The following is a 23,453-nucleotide window of genomic DNA, read 5'->3' as shown; positions in this document are numbered from 1 at the left end:
AAGCGCAGGGCGTCGACGTCGGCGGGGTCCACGTTCAGCCGGTAGCCGCCCGCGACCTGGGTGACGTCGTCGGCCGAGCCGAGCGCCCGGCGCAGGCGGGACACGAGGGTCTGCAGGGCGGGACCGGCACCGGCCGGCGGCTCCTCCGGCCAGATCGCGTCGACCAGCGCTGACGGCTCGACCGCGCGGCCACCGGCGAGCGCGAGCCGCACGAGCAGGGCCTGCAAGCGCGCACCCGCCACGGGCAGGACGTCGCCGCCGCGGGACACCTCGAACGCGCCGAGCAGCGTGACGCGAAGCGGTCCCCTCCCAGCCATCCCACGATCTTCGCGCGCTCCCCCGCCGGACCCAAATCGGCGGCCCGTGTCAGCGCCGTGTTTGTCCCGTGTGTGCGGCCCGGCTCAGTCTTCGCTGGTCAGAACGCGTGAGGAGAAGACCTTGAACGACACCTCGACCCCGGTCCCGCAGCGCCGCGCCACGGTGGCGGCCCTCCTGGCCAGCGGAGGCATCTACTTCGCGGCCGAGTTCATCGCCGCCGCGGCGTGGACCGATCCGCCGTACAGCTACACGTACCACTACATCAGCAATCTCGGGGTGCACGGCCCTTCGACGGGGTTCGGGCAGTACATGTACTCGCCCCTGGCGTGGGTGATGAACGCGGGCTTCATCCTCTTCGGGATCGTCGCTTTCGCCGGCATCGCCACCCTGCGGGGGCTGCCGGGCCGGCGGCGCGTGCCACTGACCGCGACGGCGGCGCTGCTGACGGTGGGCGTCATCCTGGTGGGGCTCTTCCCCGGCTCCGGCGAGGCCCTTGAGGACGGTACGGCCGACTACCACGGCCTGGGCGCCTTCGCGGCCTTCATCAGCGGGAACGTCCTGCTGATCCTGCTCGGCAGGGCGCACCGGCTCCTCGGGATCCCGCGCGGGTGGGGCCGGGCGCTCACCGGGCTGGGGATCTTCGGCTTCGTCGGGCTGGTCGCCTTCATGGCCGCCGTCTCCACCGGGGCGAACGTGCTCGTCGGCCTGTGCGAACGCGGCGCCGTCTACCCGATCATGATCGGCTTGATCGGCCTGGGCGCGGCCCTGCGCCGAGCGGGCCACCGGGTCGGCTCCCTTGATCCCGGCATGCCCCAACCGTCCTGATACGACGGCCGCCGAAACAGCGAAATCCGCGCTCGGACTCGGCCGTTCGGCCGGAATCGCTGGGCGCTCGGCCACGTCCATGCCCATCGACCTCGTTATATGGTCGGCGGCGCGCGCCGGATCTCCTTCCGGGTGCTCGACCAACGGGGCTCGAAGAACGAGGGACGGACACGTGTCGAAAGCTCACCGCGGTCTGCTGGCCGCCGGCCTGGCCGCAGCAGTGGCCGGTTCCATGGGTGTCGTCTGGACCATGGGCGCGGACGCCGCGGAGACCCCGTCGGCCCCGGTCGTCGCCGAGAACCCGGCGGAGGACCCGGCGGCCGCGCCCCCGCTGCTGCCCTGGGGTGAGCGCCCCTCCCCGATCAAGCGCGGCAAGATCGGCGCGAGCGGTGCCGCCCTCAAGGCCGCCGGCGCGGACGCCGCCCCCGAGGATTCCTCCACCACCCCCACCGCCCTGTACGCCCCGAAGGGCCGGTTCGCCGGAGCCGGCAGCCTCAAGCAGGAGCGGATCGGCAAGCTGCGGCAGGGTGCGCCGCCCGCCCCGGCGGGCGTGGCGGACGCCGCCGACACCAAGTGGTGGTACTACTACGCGGGCGGGCGGCAGACCGGCGAGACCGACGGCGGCTGGGTGGACCTCACCGTGCACAAGCCCGTCGTGCAGCCGGGCGAGTACCACACCCTCGCCGAGCTGGCGGTGCAGTCGGCCGACAGCAACCAGATCGTCGAGGTGGGCTGGACGGTCGACCCGAAGACGAACAAGGACAATGAACCGCACCTCTTCGTCTACTACTGGAAGGACCGCACGCGCAGCTGCTACAACAAGTGCGGTTTCACCCAGATCAGCAAGACCGTCAAGCCCGGCGACGTGCTCCCGGTCGGCGCCACCAAGCGTTTCGGCATCCAGCACTACAACAACCGCTGGTGGGTCGCGTACGACTCGGAGTGGGTCGGCTACTTCCTCGACGAGCTGTGGGAGGGGCGGTACACCAAGGCCGGCCTCGTGCAGTGGTTCGGCGAGGTGACCGGCGACGACGCGTCGCCCTGCACCGACATGGGCAACGGCCGGCACGCCAAGGACGAGAAGGCCTCCGTGCTCGGCAACCTGGCCCTGACCGCCGGCCCGCCGGTGAACGCCGAGGTCTTCGCCACCAGCGGTTTCTACACCGCCAAGGCGGCACTGAAGGACGAGACCGACCCCACCGAGCCGGTCCTCAACGTCCGCTACGGCGGCCCCGGCGACAACTGCTGAGCACAGCGTGACGAGGGCCCGGCGGATCTCCCCGCCGGGCCTTCTCAATTCCGGTCGTAGCTGACGAGCAGCATGTCGCGGTGGGCCGGCTCGGCGTCCGCCGGCGAGATCGGCGACGTGTAGTGCAACAGCGCCCGATCGTCGAGGTACAACGAGTCGAGCGGCTGCTCCAGGACGCCCTTGAGCAGGTGGGAGCCGTCCTCGCCGCGGACCTCCGTCTCGCCGCCGACCACGTTCTCGCGCTTCATCAGGTGCATGGAGACGTACGCGAAGCCGTCGCGGTGGACGCCCTCGGGCACGGGTTCGCCGACGACGTCGCGGGAGCCCACGATGCGTACCAGATGGATGTTGACGTCCCAGCCGGTCGCCGACGCCGGAAGCTGGCCGATGTTGAACCGCAGCAGTTCCGCCAGGAACGGGTTGCTGCCGGCCTCGGGCGTCACGGGCGCGAACGTACGCTCCGTGCCGCCGAAGAGCCGGTTGTCCTCCGCCGACTGGTAATACGGCCCGTCGGGCTGCCGCACCAGCTCACCGCCGGCGAAGCGGTAGCGCGCGTGCCGCCGGAACCGGTAGCGGTGCGGCTCCGCGAGGTAGGGGTCGGCGGGCAGGTCGTCCCATGCGGCGGCGAGCTCGGACAGGGCCGCCCGCTCGCCGGGGCCGAGCACGAGTTCGGGTCCTCGCAGGAGGCAGAAGCCGCGTTCGGCGAGGTCGGTGCTGATCAGGTGCCGTGCTGAAATCACGATCGTGTCGCCTCCACAGCGGATCTTCCCATAGTACGGCGTCCGCCGAGGTCAGACGGTTTCGGGCGCCCCGTCGCCGGGTTCGCGCACGCGCCAGGAGATGTCGAAGCCCTGGTGCGGGAGGATCGCGTACGCCATGGTCCAGATGCTCTGGGTCCGGTCGCTGTGCACCTGTTTGCTGAACGCCCGCCACGGCGCCGACTGGAACGCGGAGACCTCCAGTTGCTCGTCGTGCTCGATGTCCAGCTCGACGCTCTCGGTGGCCTGCAGCGCCCGCCAGAAGTTGACGTCGTTGCTGCGCTGGATCTTCGTCCGCCGCACCATGATCATGATCTCGTCGCCGGGATCCACCCGGGGCGTGGGGATGTGATACTCGATCGCGCTGCCGAGGCGTTCCGCGTACCGGGCGAGCTTCTCCTCGTCGAGCGTCTGGTCGTCGTCCGAGCCCACGCCGTCGGCCCGCAGGCGGTCACGGAGGCGGTTGGGCTGGAGGCGGACCTCGGTAAGGCGCCCGTACCCGGGAAACCGGTCCTCGTAGTTGAAGTCCGACATGCAATGCAGATCCAGCACCCGCGACTCGGGCGAGGTGTTGCACAGCCGGTAGCGCTCGAAAATCTTGATGCTGACGAACTCCGGCGCCTCGGGCAGCCGATGAATCTTGAGGTTGAGCCGGTAGTCCCGGTTCACCACCGGCACGTCGATGATCTGCCGCTGGATCGAGAGGAACACCGGCTCGGTGATCTTCTCGGCCAGCAGGGCCCGCACGCTGCCGCGCTCAAGCACGCTCTCCAGCATCCGCTCGGAGATCTCCCGCTGCTCCTGCGAGAGCCGGCGAACGAACCGCTCCATGTCCCGCCGCGACGAGCGTTCCCAGGTGGCGAGGACGATGCCGGCCAGGAGAACCGTCGTGGTCACGTCCGACCAGATCCGGTCCAGAACCGGCAGGTGGGTCTGCAACTTCGCGGTCTCCCGCAGCGTGTAGAGCGTGAGATAGGAGACGACCGAGACACCGAGCAGCAGACCGGGGACCACCCACTGGTTGTTGCGCGCGTTCAACCGGCCTCCCCAAGGTCGCATCCCGGCGTCCACAGTGTCAGCAACGGGCAAGATTGCGCCAGCACCTCCCCGCAGGCGCCGGCGCGACCCAGCCGGTCCTCGGCGCCGACGCGGCTCGGCCCGGCCCTGGCGCGAGGGCGGCCCGACCGGGCACCGACGCGGGCGCGACCCAACCGGGCGCCGGCACGGGCGCGGCTCAGCCTGGCTCCGGCGCAGGCGGGACCCAACCGGACGCCAGCGCGGGCGCGACCCAACCGGACGCCAGCGCAGGCGCGGCTCAGCCTGGCTCCGGCGCAGGGGCGGCCCGACCGGGCCCCGGCGCGGGGCTCCGGGCCGCACTCATTCCGAGCACTCCGGATCGGGCGCGAACGGGTGCCGGTCCGGCCTCCCCCGAGCGAGCCGGGCCGCGTGCCGGTCGGCCAGCCCGTGCCGCCTGCGACGCCGGCGCTGCGCCCGCGCCTCCGCGGCACCGGCCCGCCGCCGCACCGTTTCGTCGGTCCCGCAACCGACGCCGCCAATCGACAACAGCTTCGCTGATCTCTTCCCGCATCCCCCGACGCTATCGACCACCCCCGACACTTTCCGGCGCTCATCCCCACCCGCACCGGACGCTCCCACCCGATCGCGTAGCGGGTACATCCAGCCCCTCAACTTCTCGGGGTCGTAGAACGTCCGCATCGCGACCGGGAACAGCAGGTCGCGCCGCAGCCGCCCGGCACAGCCCGCCGCACGCGACCGACGCCAGCCCGGTAGCCGGCGCAGCACGGCACGCCGCGCAGCCGACACGGACCCGGTGACCGGCAAATTGCTCGCCATGCCCGAGGCGGCGCGGCTCTTTCGCGGTCACGGTCGCGGGCGCGGTAGCGGGCACGGGCGCGGGCACGGGCGCGGGCACGGTCGCGGGCACGGTCGCCCGGTCGCGGGTCCGCCGGCGAGCTCGCTGGCTGGAGCAGGCCGGTCGGCGAGCTCGACGACCGGAGCGGGCCGGTCGCCGCGGCCCGAGGCCCCGGCCACGGGCAAGGTCCGGCGGCCGAGCCCTGAACCGCGCCGGACGCGCCGTTCACCGATCCGGGCCCAAGACGGCCCGTTCACCGGTCCGGGCCCAAAACGAGCCGTTCACCGATCCGGGTCTGGGACGGCTCGTTCGCCGGGGTGCGGGCGGCGCGCGATCGGCCCGGTCTGCGGGGCGTGGCGAAACCTCCGGCCGGGCGCCGGGCGGGCGCCGGGCGGGCGCCGGGCGGGCGGGCGGCGGGCGCCGGGCGGGCGGGCGGCGGGCGGTCCGGGTCTACTTGCGGTTGTAGAGGCGCATTGTGAGGGGGCCGAAGATCAGGACCAGGACGGCGCTGGCCGCGAGGACCCAGATCGTCTCGGTGGTGTTGCGGTCGCCGGCCATCAGGGAGCGGACCGCCGCCACCACGTGGGTGATGGGGTTGACCTTGACGAAGGCTTGCAGCCAGCCCGGCATCGTGCCCGGGTCGACGAAGACGTTGCTCAGGAACGTGAGGGGGAAGAGCACCAGCATGCTCACGCCCATCACCGATTTCTCCGACCTGAGGAACAGGCCGAACATCGTCCAGATCCAGGAGAAGGCGAACGAGAAGAGGACGAGCAGGCCGATGCCCGCGAGGACGCCGAGGACGCCGCCGGCGGGGCGGAAACCGAGGATCAGGCCGACCAGCATGATGGTCGTCGCGGCAAGGACGTAGCGGAGGACGTCGCCGAGGATCATGCCGACCAGGGCTGCGGGGCGCCACACCGGGAGGGTGCGGAAGCGGTCGAAGACGCCCTTCTCGATGTCCGTGTTGAGGCCCACGCCGGTGTACATGGTGATCATCACGACGCTGGTGACCATGATGCCGGGAAGCAGGAACTGCAGGTAGTCGCGGGTGGAGCCGGCCAGCGCGCCGCCGAAGAGGTACGTGAACATCAGCGTCATGATGATCGGGAACGCGGTCACGTCGAAGAGCTGCTCGGGGACGTGCTTGATCTTCAGCATGGCGCGCCAGCCGAAGGTCAGGGACGCGGCGAGGGCGCTCGGCCGGCGGGGGCGTTCCTCGCGGGTGAGCACGGCTCCCAGCGTCTCCGCGGACGGCATGGAAGCCGCGGCGGTGGCCTCCGTCGTGGCGGTCATGCGGGCACCTCCTCGGGGATCGGGCGGTCGGTCAGGGCCAGGAACACCTCGTCGAGGCTGGGCTGGCCGAGGGAGAAGTCGTCGACCACGATGCCCGCCTCGGCCAGCGCGGCGAGGGCGCGGGACGCCTGCTCGGCGGCGCCGCGGTCGGAGCCCTCGACGCCGGCGCGTGCGGTCAGGGCCACCGGGTCCGCCTCGGTCTGCACGTCCGTGCCGAGCACCGCCGCCAGCAACCGCACCGCCTCGGGTCGCTGCGCGCCGTCGCGGAGTCGTACGTGGACCGTGCCCGACCCGATCGACGCCTTGAGCGAGCCCGGCGTGCCCTCGGCGATCACCCTGCCGTGGTCGATCACCGCGATCCGGCCCGCCAGCCGGTCCGCCTCGTCCAGATATTGCGTGGTGAGCAGGACCGTGGTGCCGTGCGCGACCACCACCCGGATGATGTCCCACACCTGGTTGCGGCTGCGCGGGTCGAGGCCGGTCGTCGGCTCGTCCAGGAACAGCAGGTCGGGCGTGTTGAGGATGCTGGCCGCGATGTCGATGCGCCGCCGCATGCCGCCGGAATACTTCTTCACCTGGCGGGCCGCCGCCTCGGTCAGCCCGAACGCCTCGAGCAGCTGGGCGGCGCGGTCGCGGGCGGCCCGCTTGCCGTGGCCCAGCAGCCGGGCGAGGAGCACGAGGTTCTCCGTGCCGGTGAGGTCCTCGTCGACGGAGGCGTACTGGCCGGTGAGGCTGACCCGGGAGCGGACCGTGTCGGCCTCGCGCACCACGTCGTGGCCGAAGACCCGGGCCTCGCCGCCGTCGGGTCTCAGCAGGGTCGCGAGCATGCGCACGACGGTCGTCTTGCCCGCGCCGTTCGGGCCGAGCAGCCCGTACACGGTGCCGGGCGGCACGGTCAGGTCCACGCCGTCGACCGCGCGGTTGTCCTTGAAAGTCTTGACGAGACCGTTCGTCTCGATGGCCGGTGCACTCATCTCATGTCCCTCCGCCGGGCATGGACGCATCTTGCCGCAAGGGTGTGACATTTTCCCCGGTACGGCCGATCACCCAGGATCCTCCCAGCTGAACTCCGCCGGCGCGGGCTGACCGGCTGGTGGGACCTCCGGCACACCCGCCGGGTCCGGGCAATCCGGGGCATTAGGCTGGGACGCCTGTGAGCTGGGCTTCGGCGTGGCGGCCCGGACGATCGACCCCCCAAAGAAACGGAAAGTGATGATCGACCAAGCCAAGGTACGAGTTCTGCTGCTCGAGAGCATCCACCCCGACGCGGTGTCCCGGCTCGAGGCAGAGGGTTACCAGGTCGAGTCCGTCCGCAACGCCCTCGACGAGGTCGAGCTCATCGAGCGCATCCCGGGCGTACACCTGCTCGGCATCCGCTCCAAGACCCAGGTCACCGCCAAGGCGCTGGAGGCGGCCGACAGCCTCGTCGCCATCGGCGCGTTCTGCATCGGCACCGACCAGATCGACCTCGCCGCCGCCTCGCAGGCCGGCATCGCGGTCTTCAACGCGCCGTTCTCGAACACCCGCTCGGTCGTCGAGCTGGCCCTCGCCGAGATCATCGCGATGACCCGCCGGCTGACCGAGAAGAACGAGCTGATGCACCAGGGCGTCTGGGACAAGGCGGCGCACGGCAGCCACGAGGTCCGCGGCCGGCGGCTCGGCATCGTCGGGTACGGCAACATCGGCACCCAGCTCTCGGTGCTCGCGGAGAACCTCGGCATGCACGTGTCCTTCTACGACACCGCCGACAAGCTCGCGCTCGGCAACGCCCAGCGGTGCGGCTCCCTCGACGAGCTGCTCGAGTCGGTCGACGTGGTGACCCTGCACGTCGACGGCCGCCCGGGCAACGCCGGCTTCTTCGGCGCCGAGCAGTTCGCCAGGATGCGTCCCGGCGCGATCTTCCTGAACCTGTCGCGCGGCATCGTGGTCGACCACGTCGCCCTGCGCGAGGCGCTGACCAGCGGCCACCTCACCGGCGCGGCCGTGGACGTGTTCCCGAAGGAGCCGAAGGGCCGCGGCGACGAGTTCGTCTCCGAGCTGCGCGGGCTGCCGAACGTGATCCTGACCCCGCACATCGGCGGCTCCACCGAGGAGGCGCAGTCGGACATCGGCGACTTCGTGGCGAACAAGCTCACCCACTTCGTGCAGGAGGGCAACACCACGCTGAGCGTGAACCTGCCCAGCATCGCCCTGCCGGCGCAGAGCGGGATGAGCCGCATCATCCACGTGCACAAGAACATGCCGGGCGTGCTGGCCCAGGTGAACAGCATCCTGGCCGAGCACAGTGTCAACGTCGAGGGTCAGCTGCTCAGCACCCGCGGCGAGTACGGCTACCTGATCACCGACATCAGCGGCAGCTACAGCGAGGACGTGCTCGACCAGCTCCGCGCCATGAGCCAGACGGTGCGGCTGCGCGTCCTGTCCTGACGACCCGGCCCGGGTGGCCCTACTCTGCGGTCTCGATCGACAGCAGGGTCACCCGGGAGTCGGCCTCGACGTCGTAGCGGTCGTTGGTGGCCCACCCCTTGGGCGTCACCGTCGATCCCGGCGGCACGTCGCGCAGCGTCCGCGCCCCGGCCGCGACGGTCTTGGCGCCGCCCTTCACCTGCACCCGGACCGGGTTGCCGGCCGGCGAGGTCATGGCCAGCTCGTCCACCGCGCCGGTCACCCTCAGCGGCACGGTCCCGGCCGCCTCGGGCAGCTGGATCGCCGTACGCCGGGCGCCGCCCGCGACGTCGATGCCGCCCACCTTGCCGGACCGCAGGTTGACGATCTGCTCGTCGGCCGCCCCGGAGAAGCGCAGCGTCCACATGACCTTCGCGTTGAGGACGACCTCCACCTCCGCGGTGCCGCCGCTGCCGTCCCCGGTCAGCTGGAGGCGTACCCGGTCCTGCTCGAGGACCGGCTTCGGGAGCACGCCGGAGTCACCCGCCGTGGTCATCCGGTAGAGGTCGTCGCCGAGGTCCTCGGTGCGTACGGTCACCCGGTTCACCGCGCTGACCAGCTCGAAGGCGGCGGCCGTGCGGCCCTCGATCGGGGCGACCGCCGTACGCTCGCCGCCCTTGCCCACCCCCAGCTCGAGGACGGACGTGAGGTTCTTGTCGGGGCCGGCGAAGTAGGCGACGCCCGCGACAGTGCCGCCGAACAGGACGGCGGCGGTGAGGGCGACCCCGGCGACCATGACGCCCCGGCCGCGGCGCGGCTCGGCCGGCATCCCGGCGGCCGGGACGGGTGCGGCGGGATGCCGGGGCGCCCGGTGCGGCCGGATCTCGCGTCCCGGCCCGTCGAGCACGTCCCCGATGTGGTCGTCCTCGTACGTGGGCCGCGCCAAGTGGGTGCCGCGGGAGCGTTCGAGCACGGACGCCGGGCGCACCGAGCGCACCGGCGGGGGCTCGTCCATCCATCGGTCCTGATCGGACGGTTGCGCGGGGTAGCCGTCGTCCCACCGGGGGTCGGCCGGCAGGGGCGGATACCCGGCATCGGGGTCCGGCGCGGGGGTGGGCCGGCCCTGGCTGCGCACCGGAAGCGGCAGGTCGGGCGGGGCGGACTGCGGGGCGGCCGGCGCTCCGGAGGTCGGACGTCCGTCGCGCCAGTTCCCACTGATCGGTCCGGCGCTCACTCCGAACGCCGTACGCCCGGACGTGGCCGGCGGCGCGGGTCCGAACTCGGGCTCGGGTGCGGGCTGCCCCCTGCCCGCGGAAGGTGCGGCGAAAGCGTTCCAGCTCCCGGAGTCGGCCATGTTGTCCTCTAACTCGTCACGGAGCGGATCTGCCACGGGCGGGCGACGGGCCGGGGCCGGGTCGGCGGCGGGCCGGCGGTAGAGCGATTCCTGGTCCCGGTTGGCCCAACCTGCGCCGGAGTCGGCCGGCAGGTCTGCCAACGCCACGGACACATCGGACGAATTTCCGAATGATCGGTCCACGCGAAGCCCTCCAACCCGCGCCCGGCACCGGGATCGGACCCGGCTTTCCGGGGAGTGGTACGGATCCCGCGGCTTAGCGGATGAGTGAAGACGTGAATTACTCTGCGTTATGACCGTCGGGGCGGAGCAGGCCCCTGCGGGTGGCGACCGCGACCGCCTCCAGCTGGCTGTGCGCGCCGAGTTTGCCCAGCACGGCCTTCACGTAGCCGCGGCAGGTGTGCACGCTGATGCCGAGCCGCCGGGCGATGGCCCGCGGGTCGAGCCCGGAGCCCATCAGGACCAGCACCTCGTGCTCGCGGGCGGTGAGCCCGCCGGCCCGGGGACCGACCACGGGCGCGGTGCTGCGCAGCAGGCGGGCGAGGATGTCGGTCGACACGGTCATGCCGCCGCCGTGGGCGGTGCGGATCGCGTTCATGACGTCGCCGAGCGGGCCGTTCTTCGACAGGAAGCCCGACGCGCCGGCCGCCGTCGCGCGGCCGACCAGGGCGGACTCGTTGTTCGCCGTGAGGATCACGAAACGGGTGTCGGGCTGGCGGTGCCGCAGCAGCTCCGCGATGGCGATGCCGTCCGAGTCCGGAAGGTCCGGATCGAGCAGCACGACGTCCGGGCGTACCTCTTGGACCATGCGGATCGCCTGCTCACCCGTGCGCGCATGTCCGACGTAGTTCAGCTCGGGCTGCCCGGCAAGCGCCACACCGAGCAGCTCGGCGAACGTCTGATGCCCGTCCACCACGAGCACCGTGATCGCCTCGCTCACCATTCACGCCTCCTGATCCGCCAGCGCTGGAAGTCTATGTGTCCCCCGCGCGAAGCCAAGGCGTACCAACAGTCTGACAGCACATCCGAGCCAAACCGATCGCGCTGGCCGCCCGCCGCGCGGATGAGGCCGAGCGGTCGCCATAACTCGTATCTTCGGTGGAACCTACCCCTTGCTTTCGGGGTGCCAACCACCGTGGCGGTGGCTTGTTCGCCGGGCGCACTCACGCCAGGGTGTTACGCCATGTACGAAATCCAGCTCTTCGGTCGTCTCGAGGTCCGCACGCGCGGTGTGCGCCTTTCCGGCCCCGATCTCGGTGGCGCCGAGCCACGGCAGATCCTGGCCCTGCTCGCCCTGCACGGCGAGGTGCGGACGTCGGAGCTGCCCGGACTGCTGTGGACCGGGCGCACGCCGGCCCGCGCCGAGGCCACGGTGGAGGGTCATCTGTCCCTTTTGCGCCATCGCCTCGATCCCGGCGGGCCGGAACGCGACTCGGTGATCGCCACGACCACCCACGGTTACGCCCTGGTGCCCGATCGGGTACGCGTCGACGTCGCCCGCTTCGACGAGCTGCTGGCCGTCGCCTCCGGCCGTACGGCGAGCCGCGCCCTGCCCCCGCTCACCGCCGCCGCGCACCTCGCCGCCCACCCGCTGCTGGCGGACGCCGAGCCCGCGCCCTGGGTGACCGCCGCCCGCGAGCACTACCGCCGGCGCCTGGTGGAGGCCCTGCTCGACGCGGCCCGGCACGCCCTCACCGTCGGTGACGCACGGACGGCGTTGCGCACCGCCGAGCAGGCCCTGGGCCTCGGCGGGCCCGGCGACCCGGCGAACTCCCGTGCCCACCTCCGGGCCGTCGCGGACGCCGCCCGGCACGCCCTCGACACCGCCCCCCAACACGCCGACGTGGAGTTCGCCGCCTGACCGGACCGCCGCCCGACACCACCAACCAGGCCGCTCACCGGACCGCCGCCCGGCACCACCGGCCAGGCCGCTCACCGGACGGCTGCGGAAGACGGTCCGACGCGGCGGGTGAGTCTCATCACGTCGGCCCGGAATTCGCCGCTCGGCTGGGCTAATTCGGAAGCGCCCCGGCCGAGGCGGGGACAAGAATCGGCCGGTGCATACCGCGCTGCTTCCCGTACCCCTCGCTCCGGAGATCTCCCTGCACCTCGCCGAGGGCGGCACGGGGTTGTTCGACGCCACCGGCGGCGAGTTCCGCAGCGACACGCCGCCGCCGTTCTGGGCCTTCGTCTGGGCCGGCGGCCAGGCCCTCGCCCGCTACGTCCTGGACCACCCGGAGACCGTCGCGGGCAAGCACGTGCTCGACGTGGCGTCCGGCTCGGGCGTGGCCGCCATCGCCGCCGCCCGGGCGGGCGCCGCGAGCGTGGAGGCGGTGGACCTGGATCCCGCGGCGGCGCGGGCCACCGGTCGGAACGCCGCCGCCAACGGGGTGACCGTCCGGGCGCGAGCCGCGGACCTGACCGAGGCGGGGCCGGCCGACGTGATCCTCGCCGGGGACGTGTTCTACACCCGCAGCGTCGCCGATCACATGACCGCCGCGCTGCGCCGGGCCGCCGCTTCGGGGTCGTCGATCCTGGTTGGCGACCCCGGCCGCGGGTATTTCCCGGAGCGGCTCTTCGTCCGCCGCGCGGAATACACCGTGCCCGTCCCGGCCGCCCTGGAGGACGCGGAAACCCTGGTCACCGCGGTGTGGGAGATGCGCGTCACACGATAGGGAAATGCGTTCACCAACCAACAAGTTGTAGGCTGCACGCATCTCGACGGGAGGTGGGTGCGTGACGAAGCAGGACAGCGGGGACGCGACCGGGCGGCTGGCCGACGAACTTCTGCGGTTCTTCCGCCTGGGGACGCGGGCCAAGAGCATGCTCAACGCGGGAGATCTCGGTGCCGAGTTCTCCGCCCTGATGCTGCTGTTCCCGCTCCGCCACCTCGGCCCGATGCGGGTCACCGACCTGGCCGAGGTCAAGGGCGCCGACCCGTCCACCATCAGCCGGCAGGCGGCGCAGCTGGTCAAGGCCGGCCTCGCCCGCCGGGAGGCGGACCCGGCCGACGGCCGGGCGTCGCGGCTGGCCGTCACCGATGCCGGCCTCGCCGCCTGCGGCCGCCTGCACGACATGCGGCACGCCCTGCTCAGCGAGACGCTGAGCCACTGGCCGGCCGAGCGCGTCCGCGCGTTCGCCGACCTCTTCGAAGAATTCAACAGCTCCGTCGAGACGCGCCTGCGCCACGACCCAGCCGTAGCAGCACGGGAGAACGCGTGACCAACTCCAGCACCACCGCACCGGCGGCGGCCGGGCAGGGAGCCGGCGCGAAGGGCGCCCCGGCCTCCGCGGACTTCACCCATCGGCAGATCATCACGGTGCTGATCGGCCTGATGATGGGCATGTTCCTGGCCGCGCTGGACCAGACCATCATGGCGACGGCGACCCGTACGATCGCGGACGACCTCAACGGCTTCAACCTCCAGGCGTGGGCGACGACGGCGTTCCTCATCACCTCGACGATCTCCACCCCGCTCTACGGCAAGCTCTCCGACATCTACGGGCGCCGGCCGTTCTTCCTGTTCGCGATCGCCGTCTTCATCCTCGGCTCGATCCTCTGCGGCCTCTCGCAGAACATGTACGAGCTGGCGGCCTTCCGCGCGATCCAGGGCATCGGCGCCGGCGGCCTCATGTCGCTGGCGCTGGCGATCATCGGCGACATCGTCCCGCCCCGCGAGCGCGCCAAGTACCAGGGCTTCTTCCTGGCGGTCTTCGGTACGGCCAGCGTCATCGGCCCGATCCTCGGCGGCTTCTTCGCCGGCGCCGACACCATCCTGTGGGTCGACGGCTGGCGCTGGGTGTTCTACCTGAACGTGCCGATCGGCATCGCGGCGATGATCGTGGTCGCCCGCGTCCTGCACCTGCCGCACCAGCGCACCGACCACCGCATCGACTGGCCCGGCGCGCTGGCGCTCGTGGTCGGCCTGGTGCCGCTGCTGACCGTCGCCGAGCAGGGCCGCGACTGGGGCTGGGGCTCCGGCCGGGCGATCGCCTGCTACGTGATCGGCGCGGTCGGGCTGGTGGCGTTCGTGCTGGCCGAGCGGGCGTACAAGGACGAGGCGCTGCTGCCGCTCCGGCTCTTCGGCAACCGTACGGTCGCCGTCGGCTCGATCTCCAGCACCATCCTGGGCATGGCGATGTTCGGCGGCCTGATGACCGTCCCGCTGTACCTGCAGATCGTCAAGGGCAGCTCGCCGACCGTGGCGGGCCTGCAGATGATCCCGTTCGTGGTGGGCATCATGGCCGGCTCGATCACCGCCGGTCAGCTCATCGCGCGTACCGGCCGCTACCGGATCTTCCCGATCATCGGCAGCATCCTGATGGCGGCGTCGCTGGCCCTGTTCGCCCTCGTCGGCGCCGACACCCCGCTCTGGCGGACCATGTTGATCATGGTGCTGATGGGCCTGGGCCTGGGCGGCAACATGCAGCCGATGATCACGGCGGTGCAGAACGCGGTGTCGCCCCGGGAGATCGGCGTGGCCACCAGCTCGGTGACGTTCTTCCGATCGATGGGCGGCACGCTCGGCACGGCGATCTTCCTGTCCGTGCTCTTCAACGTGCTCCCCGGCAAGATCCGGAACGCGTACGTGGACGCGCAGGTCCAGCCGCCGCCGCAGAGCGGCGGGGGCGACCTGAGCGACACGTCCTTCATCAACAAGCTGCCCGAGGCGCTGGCGCACCCGTTCAAGGTGGGCTTCGCCGACGGCATCCACGTCGTCTACCTGCTGGCGCTCGCGGTCATGCTGGTCGGCCTCGTGGTGGTCTTCTTCCTGCCGGAGATTCCGCTGTCCCAGCGCTCGGCCCAGCAACAGCGGGCCGAGGACGCCGCGGCTTCCTCCGCTGCCGCCGGTCCGCCGGCCGCGCACTGACAAAGAACGACCGCAAAGGGTACGGGCGCAGCACGCGCTCGTACCCTTTGTCGTATGCCAGTAGTGAAGATCAACGCGATCGACGTCCCCGAGGGCGCGGGCCCCGAGCTGGAGAAGCGTTTCGCCGCCCGGCTGGGCGCGGTGGAGAACGCCCCCGGCTTCCTCGGCTTCGAGCTGCTCAGGCCGGTGGCCGGGGAGACCCGCTACTTCGTCTACACCCGCTGGGAGACCGAGGAGGACTTCCAGGCGTGGTCGTCCGGCGCCGGCCGGGCGGCCCACTCGGGCGAGCGCGCCCGCCCGGTGGCCAAGGGTGCCGACCTCCTCGAGTTCGAGGTCGTCCAGCAGGTCTCCCGCTGACGGTCAGGCGTCGGCGTTGCGGGCCGCCGCGGCGATCAGGCGTTCCGCGACCACCTCGCGGGGCAGGCCCAGCCGCTGCGACGTGTCCCGCAGCACGTCGTAGGCCTCCCGGACGCCGCAGCCGCGCTGGGCGATGATCACGCCGGCCGCCCGGTCGACGGTGGCGCCCTCGCGCAGCCCTGCGCGCCGGTGCACCTCGCCGAGGAGGAGTTCGGCCTGGTTGGCCACCGCCATGGCGGTCAGCAGCACCTCCGGGTCGACGCCGCCGGGCCGGCCGGTGAAGAAGGTGATCGCGCCGACCGCCGACCGCTGGACGTCGAGCGGGATGGCGGCGACGCCGTGCACCCCGTCGAGGCCGGCCTGCTCGGTCAGCTCCGGCCAGCGCTCGTCGGCGGCCAGGTCGTGGACCGTGACGACGGTACGCGTCCGGGCCGCGTCGAGGCCGGGGCCCTCGCCCGTCGCGTACTGAAGATCGTCGACCGCCGCCGCCTGCACGCCGGACGCGGCCATCGTGGGTGGCCCGCCCTCGCCGATCAGCGAGACCGAGCAGCGCAGCGTGCCCGGGATGGCGCCGGAGGCGAAGGCGGCGAGCCGGTCGAGGGCCTGCCGGACGTCGTCGGCGCCGAGCAGCCGTTCGGTCAGCTCGTGCAGCAGCCCCGCGACCTCGACGGGATGCGGTCCGGCGGGCTCCGCCGCGCGGCCACCCCGGGCCGGGACGCTCGGGCGCGTGCCGCCCCGCCCCCGCCGGCCGTTGCGACGCCGCCGGCGCCGCCGCGGGGCGAGCTCCCCGTCCTGGGGTGCGCGGCCCGGCTCCGGCGGCAGCGGGGCGACCGAGACGGCCGCCTCGGCACCACCACGCGCCGGGGCCCCCAGCAGAGAGTCGGCCGCCTCGGGCGTTCCGCCGAGGAGGGACGGGTCGGCCGGGGACGGGTCGGTCGCCGGCGCGGTGAGACGCGACGCCAGACGTCGCCGGGCGCGCCGCTGCGGGGCAGACATTTGCCCGATATTGCCATGCCGATCCGTGAACACGAAAGGGGTGTCCTCTATCGGGTGCCGTCCCCGGGCGTGACCGTCTCGCCCGAGGCGCGGTGTTCCAGGAATGTGCCCGGCGCGGCGCCCGGCGTTTCCTCCCGCTCGTCCGACTCGGCCAGGATCGCCTCGGCCTGAAGCCGCGGGTCGGCGCTTCCCGCGCTGCGCTCCTCCGGCAGCAGGTCAGCGGCCCGGCTCTGCACGCGATCATCAGTCATGCGGGTGGTGTACCCGCCGCGACGGGGGCCGAAAACGGCGGCGGGGCCCCGAACGGAAACGTCGCCCCCGGCCGGAGCCGGGAGCGACGTCACGTAGGTGCCGGTGTGCAGGTCGCCTCGCGGCGAAAGGCTCAACGCGGCTCCAGCCGGACGGTATTCCGCGAAGGCAAAGGGTGAGGCCCGGGGACACTGGGCACACCGACATCTGTCCTCAACCGTCGGCCCCCCGGACCCATTCCGTGAGCATATGTGACTTGGACCACACCGTTTGCCCGGGCCGCGGCCGGGTAGTCGAAGGCCGTGAGTGACGATCAGCAGAACGAACGCCTGCCCGCGATCGGCGACAGCGACGGCACCCCGGACGGCGACAGCGACTTCGCGGGCGAGCACGCCGACACCGCCGTGGACCCCGCCGTCGTCGACGACCGTGACAGCGGCGAGCAGGAGAGCCCGCGCGGCTGGTCCGGCATGGAAGGCGACGGCCCGCCCTGAGCCGAGCACGGCGAAGCCCCGGCACAGCGTCGTGCCGGGGCTCTGCGCTACTCGGGTCTGCCCTCCGCGGCCTCCTTGGCCAGCGAGTACGCCATCTGCAGGAAGTCCGAGGCGGCCACCGCCGTGAACACCGTGGCGGCCAGCCGGGTCAGCTTCGGCGCGAACACCAGGCCGCTGGTCAGCCCGGTGGCCACCCAGACCGCCAGGCAGAACGGGCAGCTCACCAGCTCGCCGATCGAGTGGCGCAGCGGGCTGCCCTCGTCGCGTACCTCCTCGTTGAGCTCCCCGCTGCCGCCGGGCTCGGCGTAACGGGTGAACGGCGCCCGCAGCGGGCTCGTGATGGAGTCCTTGGCGATCAGCCGGCTCAGCTTGTGCGTGGCGATCGAGATGAGCACCACGTCGGCGGTGGCCGGCCGCTCGGGGACCGTACGGCCCGTCAGCTTCGCGGCAACGGCGAGGCTGCCGGCGAGCGCGCCGAACGCGCCCATCGTGGCCGCGTACCCCTCCAGAGGCCGGTGCTCGTGGGGCGCGTACTGCCGCCGCAGCCGGTCCAGCCGGCCGCGTACCGGGGAGGTCATCGAGATCCTCTCAGAAGTCCTGGGTGAGGCGGTGCGGGTCGATCTCGCGGCCGGGATGCCGGGCGAGGTACTCGGTCTCCAGTTCCGCCGTACGCCGCAGGTGGTTGGCGAGCGCCGCGTCGGGGCCGTGCCGCAGGGTCTGCAGCCGCGTCCGGTGCAGGCTGCCGAGCTCGCGGAGCAGGTCCTCGTCGGCAAGACCGGCGGGGTCGATGCCCGTCTCGGAGCCGACGCGGTCGTCGACCTCGGGGTCACTCATGGTCTCTCCCTTCTCGGTGCTTCCCGCAACGGTTGCCCGGCCCGCCTGCCGTCAAACCCGCCGCGCCACCGGCGCCGAGGTGCACCGATCCGCCCCCGGTACGCTCGACGCATGAGAGCGCTGTGGACCCCGGCGTGGATCGCCCGTCATGTGGTCGCGCTCGTGCTCGTCGCCGGCTTTCTCGGGCTGGGCTGGTGGCAGTTCAGCCGGGCCACCGGCGGCAACACCCTCAGCTGGGGCTACACCTTCGAGTGGCCGGTGTTCGCGCTCTTCGTCGTGTTCCTGTGGTTCCGCGAGGTGCAGCAGGAGCTCAGGAGCGGCCGGGCGCGGCAGGAGACGCCGGAGCCCGCCCCGGAGCCGGAGCCCGGCACCTCGGCACCCGTGACCGTGCGCCGCCCCGTACGCGTGCAGTCGTCCTCCCCGGCCGCGCCCGCCGACGACCCGGAGCTGGACGCCTACAACGACTATCTCGCCTGGCTCAACGCCCACCCCGGCGCCCGGCCCGGCGACTACCCCGGACGCCAGAGCAGCACCAAGCAGTAAGGACGTGGATCGTGCAGGGAGCCCTCACCCGCTACCGGATCATCGCCTGGATCGTCGGCGTGATCCTCATCGTGCTCGTGCTGGTGGGCATGCCACTGAAGTACGCCGGTGACAACGACTCGGTGGTGGCCGCGGTCGGGCCGTTCCACGGGTTCCTCTACATGGTCTACCTGGTGGCCACCTTCGACCTGAGCCGCCGCGCCGGCTGGCCGCTGGGCCGGATGCTGCTCGTGATGCTCGCGGGCACGATTCCCTTCTTCTCCTTCTGGGCCGAGCGCGTGGTGACGCACAAGTGGGCCGTCCGGTCGATGGACACCACGGCCGCAATGGCGGAGAAATAGGAAGTCGTCACGCTGCGAACCCGGTGAATTGCGTTCCGTTATCGGGATCATTCCCATTAATGTGACAATTGGCGCAAGTCACTCTTCCGCCCCTTGTGTTAATCGAGATCGCCGATAAGTTGATGCGGTTGGTCCGGTCCGCAGCCACACACCCTCACGTGGCGCCGGCCAGCGCCGCCGAATCACGACGGCGGAAACGGCGATCCCATCCCCCCGGGATCTCCGCGACCGCCTCGGCGAACCGGGGAACCACCGAAGCAGCATCGGGGTGAATCCGCGCAAGCGGTAGGGCCTTCTTCCCGCCCGAATCCGTCAGCTAACCCGGTAGGCGGCCCAGCGGAAGAAAGGCCACGTTCCGTTGCCACACGCCCGTACGAGGCTCCGCACCATGGTGGTCGCCGCCCTGGCGATCGCGATCACCGGCACTGTCGCGCCGGCGGCACACGCCGCGCCGTCGTCCAGTGAGCTCAACAAGAAGATCGAGAAGGCGTCCAACCAGCTGGAAGACGTCGTCGAGTCGTACAACAAGATGAAGATCGGCCTGAAGAAGACGAAGGACGACGAGAAGAAGCTCGCCGCGTCGATCGGGCCCGCGAAGGAGGCCCTCAAGGTCGCCGGCGCGCAGATGGACATCATCGCGGCATCGGCGTACAAGACCGGCAAGGTCGGCACGATGAACGTCATTCTCGAGGGCAGCAACAACCTGATGGACCGCATGTCCATCCTCGAGCAGCTGTCCCGCAACCGTCAGCGCGAGATCAGCAACTACACGGCCACGACGCAGAACTACACCCAGCGTCAGGCCGCGCTGAAGGCGACGCAGGACAAGCAGGCCGCCGAGGTCAGGGAGCTCGCCGCCCGCAAGAAGAAGATCGAAGGCGATCTCGAGGATCTGTACGCCCTGCGCCGCGCGGCGTACGGCCGGGCCACCGAGTCCGGCTCGCGCTACACCGGTGACATCCCGTCGGTGGCAGGCAACGCCGGCGTCGCGGTCCGGTTCGCCTTCAACCAGGTCGGCAAGATGTACGAGTTCGGCGCCGACGGTCCGAACACGTACGACTGCTCCGGCCTGACCTCGGCCGCGTGGCGCCAGGCGGGCAAGTCCCTGCCGCACAACGCCGCGGCACAGTACAGCGCGACCCGCCGGATCACCCGCGGCCAGCTGAAGGCCGGCGACCTGGTGTTCTACCGAAGTCTCAAGCACGTCGGCCTGTACGTCGGCGGCGGCATGATCATCGACGCCTCGCGGGCCGGTGAGCCGGTGAAGCATCGCTCGATCGACATCATGACCCCGTACGGCTACGGCCGGGTGACCTGAGCACCACCGCACCGCTGAGGCCGGCGCCCCCTCGGGGGACGCCGGCCTCTTCGTGTCAGCGCAGAAAGGCAGCGCAGGAAGAAGGCCGGTGCCCTCGCGGGGCACCGGCCTTCGACTGTCTCAGGGGAGGGTCGGGCGGATCAGCCTCAGGCGGCCTGCAGGCCCTCGGCGCGGGCCAGCTCGCGCAGCCGGCCCAGGGCCTGGATCTCGAGCTGGCGGATGCGCTCGCGGGAGAGTGAGAAGCGCGACGCCACCTCGGTCAGCGAGTGCTCGCGGCCGTCCTCGAGGCCGTACCGGGCGCGCATGATGCCCGCCGAACGGTCGTCGAGGTGGTTGAGCAGGCCCTCGATGCGCTGACGCTCCAGCGCGGTCAGCACGATCTCCTCGGGCGACGGCGCGTCGCTGTCGGCGACCAGGTCACCGAGGTTGGTGTCGCCGTCGTCACCGACCGGCGTGTCCAGGGAGACGGTGTCCTGGGCCCAGCGGGTGAGCTCGCCGACCCGCTCGACCGTCACGCCCAGCGCCTTCGCGATCTGCTCCGGCTCCGGGTCGGCGCCGAGCTCGCGGACGAGCTGGCGGGTGACGTTACGCATCCGGTTGACGTCCTCGACGAGGTGCACGGGCAGGCGTACGGTGCGCTCCTGCTGCGCGATCGCCCGGCTGATCGCCTGACGGATCCACCACGTCGCGTACGTCGAGAACTTGTAGCCGCGCTCGTAGTCGAACTTCTCCACGGCGCGGACCAGGCCGGTGTTGCCCTCCTGGATGAGGTCGAGCATCGGCATCCCCGACCGCACGTACCGGCGGGCGATCGAGACGACCAGGCGAAGGTTGGCCCGGATGAACAGGTCCTTGGCCCGTTCGCCCTCGACGACCAGCCGCTCCAGCTCCTCCCGGCTCACGCCACGACGGACGTCATCGCCCTCGAGCAGGTGCTCGGCATAGAGGCCGGCCTCGATTGCCTTGGAGAGGTCGACCTCCCTGGCGGCGTCCAGAAGCGGCGTCCGGGAGATCTCGTGCAGGTAGACGCCGACGAGGTCGCGCTCCTCGGCGACTTCGTCCGTCCGCATCACGGTGTTCTTCTCCACGTTGCCCACGGTCCCCTCATTGCCTTCACTAACCCTGTTACGGGCAATTCCTGCGTCCATCAGCCCTCCCCGTAACGTCCGCAGTTCGTGCATTGCGGTGCTGACACCTACACAACAAGTGGCGCCCTGCACTGATTCCGGCTGGTGGGTCGAAAGTGTCACGAATGCCTGAGCGCCACCTGAGAGCCGCGTGGATACTTACTGAAGAGGGCTCTCTGCGGAGGCATTCGGAGCCGAACCCGGCGGTGGATGCGTGACGTGACGCATACCCGTCGCCCGATACATGACACCATCAGCCCCTCATCCGTCACAGCGACGGGCGTCACGGATTGCGTTGCGACGCTCGTCACTACCCAGTACGGCCCGGTAGCCAATTGGGTTCACGTCCAGCATCGACAGGTTGCCGCCAGGCCTGATGCAAATGCCGCGGCAAAGATCCCGGCGCCTGGGGAGCGCGGGGACATCTGCCACCATGCGGCAGATCGCGCCGCAGATCACTAGCCCGTGCGGGTGACCCCCGCGCGGGCGACTCGTTCTTCCGATGCGTTACCGGAATCCCGGCCCGCCACACGAACAGTGACGCATCACACAGCATTACCGTGGTCACATGGCACAGCGCACGGCACTGGTGACGGGTGGGACGGGTGGTCTCGGTGGGGCGGTCGTGGCGACGCTCCGGGATGCGGGCTGGCGGGTGGTCGCTCCCGTACGCGGGGGTGGGCGGGACAGGTTGCCGGAGGGTGTGACGGGCGTCGAAGCCGACGTGACGGTTCCCGAGGAGGTGGCGGCGGCTGTGACGCTCGCCACGGCGGAACCGGAGGCACCGCTGGGCGCGGTGATCAACCTCGTGGGCGGGTTCGCGATGAGCGGGCTGGTGCACGAGACGCCGGTGGACGACTTCGAGGCGATTTTGCGGCTGAACCTGCGGCCGGCGTACCTGGTGACGGCGGCGGCGCTCCCGCACCTGGTGGCGGCCGGGGGCGGCTCGGTGGTGTGCGTCTCGTCGCGGGCGGCGGTCGCCCCGTTCCCCGGCGCGGCCGGCTACGTCACGGCGAAGGCGGCGGTGCTCGCGTTCGCCAACGCCGTCGCGGTGGAGTATCGGGGCAAGGGCGTACGGGCGAACACGGTGCTGCCGAGCGTGATCGACACCCCGCTCAACCGCCGCGAGCAGCCGGACGCGGACCACAGCCGCTGGGTGACGCCGGCCGAGATCGCCCGCGTCATCGCCTTCCTGGCGAGCGACGCCTCCGCCCCGACCAGCGGCGCGAGCATCCCGGTCTACGGCAGGGCGTAGGGGGCGTCCCGCGGATCATGAGGGCCCGCGCCGGGGCCGGGCTTCCGCCTCGCGACGCGAGGCTGGGCCGACCCGCGGGTCCGGGCGGTGCGGGCCGGCCGCTCCTAGAAGACCTCGGTGAACTGGAGGGTGAGCGCGGTGGCCGCCGCTGCCATGGTGGCGGCGGCCAGGACCAGGGCGCGGGCGTGGGAGACCAGGACGGCCGGGGCCTCGCGGGCCGGGGCCGGGGTAGGTGCGCTCAGGTGGGCGAGCAGGGCGGCGTGCACCTGGTCCGGCGTACCGTTCGCGTCGATCACCACGAAGGTGTCGTGCTCGGGCAGGGAGCGGTAGGCCGCGGTCGCCGCGCGCAGGTAGTCCATCTCCTCGTGGTCGTAGCCGCGCCGCTCGATCCGGTCGTACGCCACCTCGGGGTCCACCGCCAGCAGGAACGTGACGTCCGGCCGCGGGAAGACCCGGTACGCCAGCCGGGCCCGGCGCTCGGCCCGGTTCAGCCGTTCGGGGCGCGGGTTCTTGGCGTGCGCGCGGATGCTCGCGTACTGGCATACGGCGTAGCGGTCCATGACGGCCGTCTCGCCGGTGAGGCGGCGGCGCAGCAGCGTGCGCAGGATCGCCAGCCAGCGCAGCACCGACTCGACCAGCAGCATGGCGCGGCGGCCGAGCAGGTGCTCACCGTCGCGCCGGCCCAGCGCCACGGCCAGCCGGCCGAACCAGCGCCGGCCACCCGCGTTGCGGCGGTACGTCGCCGGCCAGCCCCGCTCCGCCAGGGCCGTCGCGAGCAGGTGCGCCTGGGTGGTCTTGCCCGACCCGTCGATGCCGACGAGGGCGATGGTGCGGGGGCGGCGGACGGTCGGGGCAGTCGGGGCGCTGGGGGTACGCGGGCCGGGGACCATACCCACCGACGGTAGCTCGCCCTGTCACCCACGGTTCGGGGCGTACGCGGTGCTCTGGACGTACAAAATGGGTCTCAGCAGTGGAATTCGGTCTCGTGGCACGGACCGCTCGCGTTACAA

The 23,453-nt window shown here is 71.8% G+C and carries 26 protein-coding genes and 1 riboswitch; of the genes, 13 read left to right on the top strand and 13 right to left on the bottom strand.

The annotated features are described in order from the left end of the window. Nucleotides 1-317, bottom strand: a 317-nt coding sequence (locus CLV70_RS32325; protein WP_211303973.1) for an AfsR/SARP family transcriptional regulator, incomplete at its 3' end; no start/stop codon positions are given. A gap of 121 nt (nucleotides 318-438) precedes the next feature. Between CLV70_RS32325 and CLV70_RS32320 the strand changes: the two genes are divergently transcribed. Together CLV70_RS32320 and CLV70_RS32315 are read left to right on the top strand one after the other, a co-directional pair. Further along, nucleotides 439-1,143 (top strand): DUF998 domain-containing protein, encoded by a 705-nt coding sequence (locus tag CLV70_RS32320; protein WP_211303972.1) that lies wholly within the window; start codon nucleotides 439-441, stop codon nucleotides 1,141-1,143. Between the two features lie 172 nt (nucleotides 1,144-1,315). After that, on the top strand, nucleotides 1,316-2,392 hold the full coding sequence (locus CLV70_RS32315) for a neprosin family prolyl endopeptidase (protein WP_158277872.1): 1,077 nt from the start codon (nucleotides 1,316-1,318) through the stop codon (nucleotides 2,390-2,392). A 44-nt stretch (nucleotides 2,393-2,436) separates the two neighbouring features. Here the strand turns inward: CLV70_RS32315 and CLV70_RS32310 are convergent, their stop codons facing one another. The 4 genes from CLV70_RS32310 to CLV70_RS32295 all read right to left on the bottom strand — a co-directional run bounded on the left by CLV70_RS32310 (nucleotide 2,437) and on the right by CLV70_RS32295 (nucleotide 7,293). Next, nucleotides 2,437-3,132 (bottom strand): 2OG-Fe dioxygenase family protein, encoded by a 696-nt coding sequence (locus CLV70_RS32310; protein ID WP_158277871.1) that lies wholly within the window; start codon nucleotides 3,130-3,132, stop codon nucleotides 2,437-2,439. Nucleotides 3,133-3,183: 51 nt separating this feature from the next. Beyond that, entirely contained in the window at nucleotides 3,184-4,188 is a 1,005-nt protein-coding gene (locus tag CLV70_RS32305; RefSeq protein WP_106130416.1) for a hypothetical protein, read from the bottom strand. A gap of 1,285 nt (nucleotides 4,189-5,473) precedes the next feature. After that, nucleotides 5,474-6,319 carry an ABC transporter permease gene (locus CLV70_RS32300; protein WP_106130415.1) on the bottom strand — a complete coding sequence of 282 codons (846 nt, stop codon included), beginning with the start codon at nucleotides 6,317-6,319 and terminating at the stop codon, nucleotides 5,474-5,476. Beyond that, the gene (locus CLV70_RS32295; RefSeq protein WP_106130414.1) at nucleotides 6,316-7,293 is read right to left on the bottom strand and encodes an ATP-binding cassette domain-containing protein; all 978 of its coding nucleotides are present in this window, start codon (nucleotides 7,291-7,293) and stop codon (nucleotides 6,316-6,318) included. The genes CLV70_RS32300 and CLV70_RS32295 overlap by 4 nt, the downstream gene beginning before the upstream one ends. A gap of 238 nt (nucleotides 7,294-7,531) precedes the next feature. Between CLV70_RS32295 and serA the strand changes: the two genes are divergently transcribed. After that, on the top strand, nucleotides 7,532-8,746 hold the full coding sequence (gene serA / locus CLV70_RS32290; protein ID WP_106130413.1) for a phosphoglycerate dehydrogenase: 1,215 nt from the start codon (nucleotides 7,532-7,534) through the stop codon (nucleotides 8,744-8,746). A 19-nt stretch (nucleotides 8,747-8,765) separates the two neighbouring features. On the opposite strand, the gene CLV70_RS32285 is transcribed toward serA, so the two are convergent. Both CLV70_RS32285 and CLV70_RS32280 read right to left on the bottom strand, forming a co-directional pair. Then, nucleotides 8,766-10,205, bottom strand: a complete 1,440-nt coding sequence (locus CLV70_RS32285) for a hypothetical protein (protein WP_158277870.1) — start codon at nucleotides 10,203-10,205, stop codon at nucleotides 8,766-8,768. 133 nt (nucleotides 10,206-10,338) lie between these two features. Then, entirely contained in the window at nucleotides 10,339-11,001 is a 663-nt protein-coding gene (locus CLV70_RS32280) for a response regulator (RefSeq protein WP_106130411.1), read from the bottom strand. A 240-nt stretch (nucleotides 11,002-11,241) separates the two neighbouring features. Here CLV70_RS32280 and CLV70_RS32275 point away from each other — a divergent pair, with 240 nt between their 5' ends. From CLV70_RS32275 to CLV70_RS32255, 5 genes are all read left to right on the top strand, one after another. Next, nucleotides 11,242-11,919, top strand: a complete 678-nt coding sequence (locus CLV70_RS32275) for an AfsR/SARP family transcriptional regulator (protein WP_106130410.1) — start codon at nucleotides 11,242-11,244, stop codon at nucleotides 11,917-11,919. 196 nt (nucleotides 11,920-12,115) lie between these two features. Beyond that, nucleotides 12,116-12,733: a class I SAM-dependent methyltransferase gene (locus tag CLV70_RS32270; protein WP_106130409.1), complete on the top strand. Its 618-nt coding sequence runs from the start codon at nucleotides 12,116-12,118 to the stop codon at nucleotides 12,731-12,733. A gap of 61 nt (nucleotides 12,734-12,794) precedes the next feature. Next, a complete protein-coding gene (locus tag CLV70_RS32265) occupies nucleotides 12,795-13,280 on the top strand; it encodes a MarR family winged helix-turn-helix transcriptional regulator (RefSeq protein WP_245908591.1) in 486 nt (161 codons plus the stop codon). Then, nucleotides 13,277-14,929 carry an MDR family MFS transporter gene (locus CLV70_RS32260; protein WP_106130408.1) on the top strand — a complete coding sequence of 551 codons (1,653 nt, stop codon included), beginning with the start codon at nucleotides 13,277-13,279 and terminating at the stop codon, nucleotides 14,927-14,929. Before CLV70_RS32265 ends, CLV70_RS32260 begins: the two co-directional genes overlap by 4 nt. Nucleotides 14,930-14,983: 54 nt before the next feature. After that, the gene (locus CLV70_RS32255) at nucleotides 14,984-15,286 is read left to right on the top strand and encodes an antibiotic biosynthesis monooxygenase family protein (protein ID WP_106130407.1); all 303 of its coding nucleotides are present in this window, start codon (nucleotides 14,984-14,986) and stop codon (nucleotides 15,284-15,286) included. A gap of 3 nt (nucleotides 15,287-15,289) precedes the next feature. Here CLV70_RS32255 and CLV70_RS32250 read toward each other — a convergent pair whose 3' ends face one another. Together CLV70_RS32250 and CLV70_RS32245 are read right to left on the bottom strand one after the other, a co-directional pair. Then, nucleotides 15,290-16,282, bottom strand: a complete 993-nt coding sequence (locus CLV70_RS32250; protein ID WP_106130406.1) for a GAF and ANTAR domain-containing protein — start codon at nucleotides 16,280-16,282, stop codon at nucleotides 15,290-15,292. Nucleotides 16,283-16,329: 47 nt separating this feature from the next. Further along, nucleotides 16,330-16,533 (bottom strand): hypothetical protein, encoded by a 204-nt coding sequence (locus CLV70_RS32245; RefSeq protein WP_106130423.1) that lies wholly within the window; start codon nucleotides 16,531-16,533, stop codon nucleotides 16,330-16,332. Between the two features lie 300 nt (nucleotides 16,534-16,833). Here CLV70_RS32245 and CLV70_RS39935 point away from each other — a divergent pair, with 300 nt between their 5' ends. After that, complete coding sequence (locus tag CLV70_RS39935; RefSeq protein ID WP_158277869.1) at nucleotides 16,834-17,025, top strand: hypothetical protein; 192 nt, start codon at nucleotides 16,834-16,836, stop codon at nucleotides 17,023-17,025. Nucleotides 17,026-17,072: 47 nt separating this feature from the next. Here CLV70_RS39935 and CLV70_RS32235 read toward each other — a convergent pair whose 3' ends face one another. Next, nucleotides 17,073-17,603: a DUF1360 domain-containing protein gene (locus CLV70_RS32235; protein ID WP_106130404.1), complete on the bottom strand. Its 531-nt coding sequence runs from the start codon at nucleotides 17,601-17,603 to the stop codon at nucleotides 17,073-17,075. 10 nt (nucleotides 17,604-17,613) lie between these two features. Then, a complete protein-coding gene (locus CLV70_RS32230; RefSeq protein WP_106130403.1) occupies nucleotides 17,614-17,859 on the bottom strand; it encodes a DUF6158 family protein in 246 nt (81 codons plus the stop codon). 111 nt (nucleotides 17,860-17,970) lie between these two features. On the opposite strand from CLV70_RS32230, the gene CLV70_RS32225 reads away from it, so the two are divergent. The 3 genes from CLV70_RS32225 (at nucleotide 17,971) to CLV70_RS32215 (ending at nucleotide 20,061) form a co-directional block, all read left to right on the top strand. After that, on the top strand, nucleotides 17,971-18,402 hold the full coding sequence (locus CLV70_RS32225) for a hypothetical protein (protein ID WP_106130402.1): 432 nt from the start codon (nucleotides 17,971-17,973) through the stop codon (nucleotides 18,400-18,402). 11 nt (nucleotides 18,403-18,413) lie between these two features. After that, complete coding sequence (locus tag CLV70_RS32220) at nucleotides 18,414-18,743, top strand: DUF3817 domain-containing protein (RefSeq protein WP_106130401.1); 330 nt, start codon at nucleotides 18,414-18,416, stop codon at nucleotides 18,741-18,743. 219 nt (nucleotides 18,744-18,962) lie between these two features. Next, nucleotides 18,963-19,089: riboswitch (cyclic di-AMP (ydaO/yuaA leader) on the top strand. 42 nt (nucleotides 19,090-19,131) lie between these two features. Further along, nucleotides 19,132-20,061 carry a C40 family peptidase gene (locus CLV70_RS32215; protein WP_106130400.1) on the top strand — a complete coding sequence of 310 codons (930 nt, stop codon included), beginning with the start codon at nucleotides 19,132-19,134 and terminating at the stop codon, nucleotides 20,059-20,061. Between the two features lie 146 nt (nucleotides 20,062-20,207). On the opposite strand, the gene CLV70_RS32210 is transcribed toward CLV70_RS32215, so the two are convergent. Further along, nucleotides 20,208-21,209, bottom strand: a complete 1,002-nt coding sequence (locus CLV70_RS32210; protein ID WP_106130399.1) for a sigma-70 family RNA polymerase sigma factor — start codon at nucleotides 21,207-21,209, stop codon at nucleotides 20,208-20,210. Between the two features lie 547 nt (nucleotides 21,210-21,756). On the opposite strand from CLV70_RS32210, the gene CLV70_RS32205 reads away from it, so the two are divergent. Next, complete coding sequence (locus tag CLV70_RS32205) at nucleotides 21,757-22,443, top strand: SDR family NAD(P)-dependent oxidoreductase (protein ID WP_106130398.1); 687 nt, start codon at nucleotides 21,757-21,759, stop codon at nucleotides 22,441-22,443. Nucleotides 22,444-22,547: 104 nt separating this feature from the next. Here CLV70_RS32205 and CLV70_RS32200 read toward each other — a convergent pair whose 3' ends face one another. Next, on the bottom strand, nucleotides 22,548-23,333 hold the full coding sequence (locus CLV70_RS32200) for a dTMP kinase (RefSeq protein ID WP_106130397.1): 786 nt from the start codon (nucleotides 23,331-23,333) through the stop codon (nucleotides 22,548-22,550). Nucleotides 23,334-23,453: the final 120 nt, after the last annotated feature.

Source organism: Pseudosporangium ferrugineum (assembly GCF_003002065.1).
Taxonomy (GTDB): domain Bacteria; phylum Actinomycetota; class Actinomycetes; order Mycobacteriales; family Micromonosporaceae; genus Actinoplanes; species Actinoplanes ferrugineus_A.
Note: the sequence above shows the minus strand (reverse complement) of the source record. Positions and strands in the feature narration are given on the sequence as shown.